Origin of the sequence: Evansella tamaricis, assembly GCF_019042215.1 — a bacterium.
Taxonomy (GTDB): Bacteria; Bacillota; Bacilli; order Bacillales; family Salisediminibacteriaceae; genus Evansella; species Evansella tamaricis.
Genome location: NZ_JAHQCS010000122.1, coordinates 37,059 through 44,831 on the forward strand (window position 1 = coordinate 37,059; position 7,773 = coordinate 44,831).

The window sequence follows — 7,773 nt, forward strand, 5'->3', positions numbered from 1 at the left end:
ACCACTGAAGTAAACGCTCGTCGCTGGAGTTGGACAACTTGCCCGAAGGTACAAAAACTCACTTAATTTTCACTTATTCAAAAAAAAAGCAGAGCTATATCTCTGCTTTCTTAATGGTGATAAAACTTAAAATTTTTCGGTGGCCAATATGTTAAATTGGCCTTCCCCACAATATCTTCTATTTTCACAAAACCGATATGTCTACTATCCAAACTGTTCTGCCGATTGTCCCCTAGGACAAATACGTAGCCCTTCGGAACCTCATCATAACCAGTGACCTCCTCTAATGAAAAATCTTCTGTAAACTTTCCAGATTCATGTTCATCACGGAAATTACTAATAAAATTCTCATCATGAGATTCTCCATTTAAATAAAGCGTATCATTCTCATAAAAAATGTGATCACCAGGAATACCGATAATTCTTTTGATATAATCTGTATCTTCTGTAGCATGAAAAATAACCAAGTCAAAACGATTAGGTTCCCCTATTTCATACCCAATTTTATTAACAATAATCCTTTCCCCATCATGAATGGTAGGCATCATTGATTGTCCGTAAACGATATAATTTGTAAATAGAAATGCCCGCACAAGGCTTACCATCACTAAAACAATGGCAACCGTTTTAATCCAACTCCAGATTTCTTTTTTCCAGCGGTTTTTTTTTCGAACGTCCTCCTCCTGAACCTGTTGCATATATTCCATTTACGTTCTCCTCCAATTTAGAATCGCAAAGGTCTTATTAAGCAAGGTCAAAATTTGATTAGCTCTCGGAGTAAAAAGTCAGCCTAACAAAACACATCATTGTATAATTAGATTATTCACACTTTTACCTTCTTTTAAACAATTATAATCTATTAGGCATTTGGATAAAAATGTTATGCTTTCATTATATGTATGTAACAGGCAATTAATCGGTACATGTACTTAAAAAAAGTATTGACTTATTATTAATTAATAGAGCTAATTGAGAATGATTCCCATTATAAAACCACCCTGGCACAATACCAGGGTGGAAAAAGTGTATGTTTATCGATTTAATAAACTACCAACATACCTTAAAAGATCATTTGCCGAAGTGGAATTATATCCATACTCATCTATTAATCTAGCGATTACTTCATTGACCTTTTTCAACTGATTCTCATCTGGTGTTTTAGTGGATGTGGTGATTTTGACAACATCCTTTAAATCTGCAAATAGTTTTTTCTGTATTGCTTCCCTCAACCGCTCATGGGAATTATAGTCGAAACGTTTCCCTTTTCGTGCATAAGCAGAAATACGAATTAAAATCTCTTCACGAAATGCTTTTTTTGCATTCTCTGATATACCTATCTGCTCCTCAATGGATCGCATCAGCTTTTCGTCTGGATTCATCTCTTCTCCTGTAAGTGGATCCCGGAGTTTATTTTTATTACAATAAGCTTCTACATTGTCCAGATAATTGTCCATTAGCGTTTTTGCTGATTCTTCATAGGAATATACAAACGCCTTTTGCACTTCCTTCTTAGCAATTTCATCGTATTCTTTCCTTGCCATGGAAATAAAGTTTAAATAACGCTCCCGATCATCATTGGAGATGGAGGCATGCTGATCTAAACCATCCTTTATGGAACGTAATACATCCAGTGCGTTAATAGCAGTTAATTCTTTTCTTATAATAGCAGAGGAAATTCGGTTAATCACATATCTCGGATCGATCCCTTCCATTCCCTCGTCTGGAAATTCTTTTTTAAGTTCTTCCACATCCTGGGAGTTAAATCCCTCCACGCTTTGACCATCATAAAGCTTTAACTTTTTCAAAATGTCCACGCCGTTTTTCTTTGAATCCTTTAATCTTGTCAGTATAGTAAAGATAGCAGCGATTCTTAAAGCATGTGGTGCAATATGAACATCGGATATATCACTTTCTTTAATCATTTTCTCGTATATCCGCTCTTCTTCTGAAACCTTAAGATTATAAGGTATTGGCATAACAATAATTCTGGAATGGAGTGCCTCATTTTTCTTGTTGGAGATAAATGACTTGTACTCTGCCTCATTTGTATGTGCCACGATCATTTCATCTGCCGAAATTAGAGCGAATCTTCCAGCCTTAAAATTCCCTTCCTGGGAGAGGGATAGAAGATGCCACAGAAACTTTTCATCGCACTTTAACATCTCCTGAAACTCCATTAGTCCCCGATTAGCTTTATTTAATTCTCCATCAAATCGGTAAGCTCTTGGATCTGATTCAGATCCATATTCAGCAATCGTTGAAAAGTCGATACTACCTGTTAAATCCGCTATATCTTGTGATTTAGGATCAGACGGGCTAAAGGTTCCTACTCCTACACGCCTATCTTCGGAGAAGAAAATCCGTTCCACTTCCACGTCTTCAATTCTTCCTCCATATTCCTTTTCAAGCCTCATCATATTTAAAGGGGATAGATTACCTTCAATTCGAATACCATACTCTTCATAAAAATCATCTCTCATATGATGTGGAATCAGATGGAGGGGATCTTCATGCATTGGACAACCTTTAATAGCATACACTGCCCCTTGATCCGTTCGAGAGTATTCCTCTAAACCCCTTTTTAACATCGTCACAAGTGTTGACTTCCCCCCACTTACCGGTCCCATAAGTAGTAAAATTCGCTTTTTTACATCTAATCGACGTGCAGCAGAATGAAAATATTCCTCCACAAGTCTTTCCATGGATTCCTCAAGTCCAAAAATCTGATTCTCAAAAAACTTGTAATGTTTACGACCATCTTTTTCCTCTACTCCCGCGTCTTTTATCATGTTATAAATTCGGGAGTGAGCAGTTTGGGCTACCTCTGGTCGCTCACGCAGAACTTCCAAATACTCTGCGAATGTCCCTTCCCATTTCAGGCGTCCTTCTTCCTCCCGGTGTCGCTGAATCTTATTTAAAATATCCATGATCTCCTCCTCTCAGGCACCAGTCAATACTATTAGACATCCCATGGTTCATCTTATGCATTGACCTAGAAGAAGATGCTTTCCGTTTATCCTAATACAAAATTAGGAATGACAAATCATTGATATCATTACTCTCCAATAAAAACCTTCCCATTTTTCGACATAATTCTGTAAAATAAAGAATAACAATGGGGAAGAGAAGTGACAACATGCGAACATTTTTAGGATTAATACTGATACTTTTTTTTCTAGCTATTTTTAGCTACCTTTTTATCGAAACTACAAAAGAGTTTTCCTCTCTACAATCTATAAATGACGTATTAGATAAAAATGTTGAAATGAAAAACACCATTCTTTCAGAAAATAGTTATATTTTAGACCAGAATGGAAATGTTATTTCTGACTTATATCCTGGGGAAAATCGAATCTATCTATCTTTAGATGAAATTCCTCAAGCGGTGATTGATGCACTCTTATCGGTGGAAGATCAGAGATTTTATGAGCATCCTGGGTTTGATCTACAAGGGATTTCGAGGGCTCTTTTTATTAACATAAGCAGTGATTCCCTTCAACAAGGGGGAAGTACAATTACGCAACAACTGGTCAGGAACCTTTATTTAACACATAATCAAACATATGAAAGGAAACTCACTGAAATTTTATACGCTTATCAATTAGAAAGATCGCTGTCGAAAGAAAAGATTTTAGAACTTTATACAAATGCCATTTACTTTCAAAATGGTGTATATGGGATCGAAGCTGCAAGCCGTTATTATTTCAATAAACCGGCAAAGAATTTAACCGTTGCAGAAGCTGCTTTTCTTTGTGCCATCCCAAATCACCCAGAAAAATATAATCCTCTAACTCGCATTGATAATACCAATAATCGTAAAGAATGGATTCTTCAAAAGATGTTAGAGAATGGAAAAATTAACGATGTTACATTTCAGTCCGCAATGGAAGAACCCATTGAATTAGCCTTAACTAAAAAAATTGATCTGTACCCAGACTATGTGACATACATCTTCTCAGAATTAGAAATGTTAGTTAGTGTTCAAGATGGCTATTACACAAGAATGAAATCTGCAAATACAGGAGAAGAAGTGGATAAACTGCAAAAGCAATTAAAGGAAAAGGTTCAATCACTTTTAACTTCTGGTATTACAATTGAAACCGCACTAGATCCTGAAACTCAAACGGAAGTAGTCCATGCCATTAATCAGAAATTAGAATTTACAAACTTACAAGGAGCTGCTGTCATTATTGATCATGACTCCAATGAAGTTATTGCAATCACAGGAGGAGTAAATTATAAAAAGGCAGATTTTCACAGAGGTTATCAAGCCTACCGGCAACCAGGATCATCGATTAAACCTTTACTCGTTTTTGCCCCATACATGGAAGAAACAAATACAAATGAACATGCACTCATCGATGCGTCTCCTTTTACCAAGGATGGGTATTCTCCAAGAAATTATGGAGGGGCTGTTTATGGAATGACAAACTTAGAACATGCCTTTAAGCACTCCTATAACACTGCTTCTGTACGGATGATGGATCGAATGACACCGAGTATCGCCTTTTCCTATTTAAATAAACTGGAATTTGCAAGAATAGTACCAGAAGATGAAATCTTGCCTGCTGCTCTCGGTGGGTTGACCAATGGGGTATCCGTTCTTGAAATGACAAAAGCCTATACGACTTTTTCCAATGGTGGGCAATACAACTCTCCGAAAGGAATAAGACAAGTTGTAGATAAAAACGGGAATGTGTTATATAAATGGCCAAAAGGGGAAAACCGACTTTGGAGTGAAGAGACAAACAGGGAAGTCAGGAAAATGATGAGCCGGGTTACCACTGAAGGAACTGGACGACACGCACATTTTTCCACTACTGGCTATCTCGGAGGGAAAACAGGTACTACAAATGCTATTCATGACCTGTGGTTTATCGGGGTGACAGATCAATATACTGCTGGGATTTGGCTTGGAATGGATACACCCCAACCAATTACGTCCGCTAATAATGAACGCCTTCATTTGACTATTTGGCGAACATTTATGTCCAACATCCTCGGGAAAAATTAGACAGGTAAACTAGCAATTAGGCTATTATATAACTTTAATAAAGCATAGATGATCGCCAATCCGAAGGAAAACCAAAAAAACACATGGAAAAAGATCATTCCTATCAGACTTAGGGATGTTAAGGATTCCCCAATCTTATACACAAAAAAGATAAAATATAACAAACAACAAGCCGCAAATATGCCAAGTAAAAAATAAATATGAACCGTTGCGGCGATTGAACAGAGACTTCCAATTAAAAAAATCCAAGCACCACCACGAACATTCTTTAAGTCTGTCCCTTCCTGATCTTTTGAAAAAAACAGGAGGGACAACTCGTTAATGGTGTCCGCAATAAGTTTTAATGCTGAGAAGAGCATAAAGAAAAATAACCACAATAAAAACAAGAGAGTCAGTTGGATACCCCTCTCCGAAAAGAACTCAATCATTCCGCCATACAGGCCAATATTTTTCAGGTATATTATAATAATTTGTTCACTGTAAATGGCGAAAGATAAACTAAATAAAATGATGGAGATTAAAGGAAAGTGACTTGTTAAATAAGCGTTTCTCATAGAGGTTCTCCCACTGCTTCCTATAAATTAATAACAGCAATCCTTTTTATACGTCCATAAATAGTACATAATTGATACTCCGTAGATCATTCTATAATTATACGACAGGAAATATTGATTTGAAAGACAGATTCATGGGTACAATCTGTACGATTTTCTTTTCAACTTCATTTAAACATGGTATATTGATTTGTAGAGAACGATTAGGGGGGCATTGTTATGGGAACTTTCTTAATATTAGGTGTTTGTGTTGCATTTTTAGTTGCAATTCTTACTGCGGGGTACGATGACAACCCACACAAAAATTAATAAGAAACACACTCATGATTATGATTGACCACGCACACCCCGGACATGAAAATTAATTTTTCTGTCCGGGTTTTTCTTTTATTTCTTAAGCAAATTTGCTGTTCAGAACGGAAGAAGGAAGACATTTTTCACCCCATTCCCCCATTTGATTAATGTCTTTTTTTTGCCGTTTTTACCAATTAAATAAAATAAATCGCCTCAAATTGCAAAAATAAATACTTTTTTTTAGCCTGTCCGAATAAGGATATATGGAAATAAGTAATGAGGTGGGATGGAGCAAATGAAATGTTTTTTATACCCTGACATAGGTCGTGTGGACGAACCATTACAAATGCATATGGACGGACTAAAACCAAAGGAACAGATTATCGTCAAGCTCAAAATGGAACACCCGAGCATGGGAATCTGGTCATCTGAGATAAACACGAATGCGGATGCAAACGGAAAACTCTCCATCACTAATCATGGAAAAAATGAGTTTTCAACGTTAATTTGGAACTTAAAACCTAGAGACAATAGCAGCGCAGTACCTTTTCAGTCCTCTGATGTAACTGACCCTATTCACTTTCATATTGATATGGAAGCAGTGGAAAGTAATCGAACAGAATCAAGGACAGTTACACGTCTGTTCAAGGAAGATCATGTCTCACAAGTCAATGTATCAACAGAACATTTTGAAGGCAGTTACTTTTATACAAAAGGGCAAGCAAAACTCCCCACAATCTTAATCTTAGGGGGACCAAATGGAAAGAAACGAAACGATATTGCTGCCCTTCTTGCTTCTCAAGGCTATGGTGCTTTTACTCTACCTTACTTCGAGACATATAAAGGAACCACAGGACTATCTAATGTCCCAATCGAAAAAGTTAATCATGCCATGGATTGGTTAAAAAACCATGATTCAACCGATGGGAAAAACATTATTCTGCTTGGTATCTCTAAGGGAGCAGAACTGGCACTTCTAGCAGCAAGTAAGAATAAAGGCATTAGAGGAGTTGTGGCATATTCTCCTGCAAGTCACGTGTTCGAAGGCCTGAACAAGAAAAACTCCAGTTCTTCCTGGACAGAAAATGGAAAATCCATACCTTATGTTCCATTTACATTTACCTTTGGCCGAGTCCTCAACAAACTTGTAGCAAAAGTTAAAAAAACGGAGCCTTCCCTGACAACAATGTATAATAACAGTCTTGCGAAATATGAACGGAAAGGTAAAGAAGATGCCATCATTAAAGTGGAAAATATCCAAGGTCCTATCTTACTACTTAGTGGCGAGGAGGATGCATTTTGGCCTTCTGCGTTAATGGCGGAAAAGATCGTAAACAGGCTGAAGAAAAAGAATTTCAACTATAGTGTGAATCATAGCAAATATAAAAATGCCGGGCATCTCTTTATTTTGCCTTTCTTACCTGCAACGCAAAACATGGAGGAACTGTATGCCATTGGAGGAAACCCATTGGACAATGCCATTTCTGGAGAGCAGGCCTGGAACGAAACAATAGATTTCTTAAATTATCATTTTCCACCAGTAGAATTACCAACAGAAGTTTATCCATTTAAAACCAGCAGTTAAAAGAATTTGAGAAAATAAGAAAAGCGCAAGCGCCTTGGTCACGAGCGTAGGGCAGTGGAGGAATGACAACAGAAGTCCGCTCTTTGACTTCGGTTGTCACTTCCGAAGTGTCCCGCAGCGAGTAGGCGGTGGAGCTAGACAATAAGAAAAGCGCAAGCGCCTTGGTCACGAGCGTAGGGCAGTGGAGGAATGACAACAGAAGTCCGTTCTTTGACTTCGGTTGTCACTTCTGAAGTGCCCCGCAGTGTTTAAGAAGCAACTGAAAAAGTTTAAAACCACTTTTTCAGTTCCATTTATTTATATGGCAATGGCTCCGCTCGTCGCTC

General features: G+C 37.5%; 5 protein-coding genes. 2 read left to right on the top strand and 3 right to left on the bottom strand.

From position 1 onward, the window contains the following. Window positions 1-110: 110 nt before the first annotated feature. Both lepB and KS419_RS15700 read right to left on the bottom strand, forming a co-directional pair. Window positions 111-707 carry a signal peptidase I gene (lepB, locus tag KS419_RS15695; protein WP_246594206.1) on the bottom strand — a complete coding sequence of 199 codons (597 nt, stop codon included), beginning with the start codon at window positions 705-707 and terminating at the stop codon, window positions 111-113. A 324-nt stretch (window positions 708-1,031) separates the two neighbouring features. After that, window positions 1,032-2,927 (bottom strand): PrkA family serine protein kinase, encoded by a 1,896-nt coding sequence (locus KS419_RS15700; protein ID WP_217067345.1) that lies wholly within the window; start codon window positions 2,925-2,927, stop codon window positions 1,032-1,034. Between the two features lie 209 nt (window positions 2,928-3,136). Between KS419_RS15700 and KS419_RS15705 the strand changes: the two genes are divergently transcribed. Further along, window positions 3,137-5,014: a transglycosylase domain-containing protein gene (locus tag KS419_RS15705; protein WP_217067346.1), complete on the top strand. Its 1,878-nt coding sequence runs from the start codon at window positions 3,137-3,139 to the stop codon at window positions 5,012-5,014. Here the strand turns inward: KS419_RS15705 and KS419_RS15710 are convergent. Then, window positions 5,011-5,568: a DUF5366 family protein gene (locus KS419_RS15710; protein WP_217067347.1), complete on the bottom strand. Its 558-nt coding sequence runs from the start codon at window positions 5,566-5,568 to the stop codon at window positions 5,011-5,013. The two genes, KS419_RS15705 and KS419_RS15710, sit on opposite strands and share 4 nt — an antisense overlap. 589 nt (window positions 5,569-6,157) lie before the next feature. Here KS419_RS15710 and KS419_RS15715 point away from each other — a divergent pair. Then, complete coding sequence (locus tag KS419_RS15715; protein WP_217067348.1) at window positions 6,158-7,447, top strand: acyl-CoA thioester hydrolase/BAAT C-terminal domain-containing protein; 1,290 nt, start codon at window positions 6,158-6,160, stop codon at window positions 7,445-7,447. Window positions 7,448-7,773: the final 326 nt, after the last annotated feature.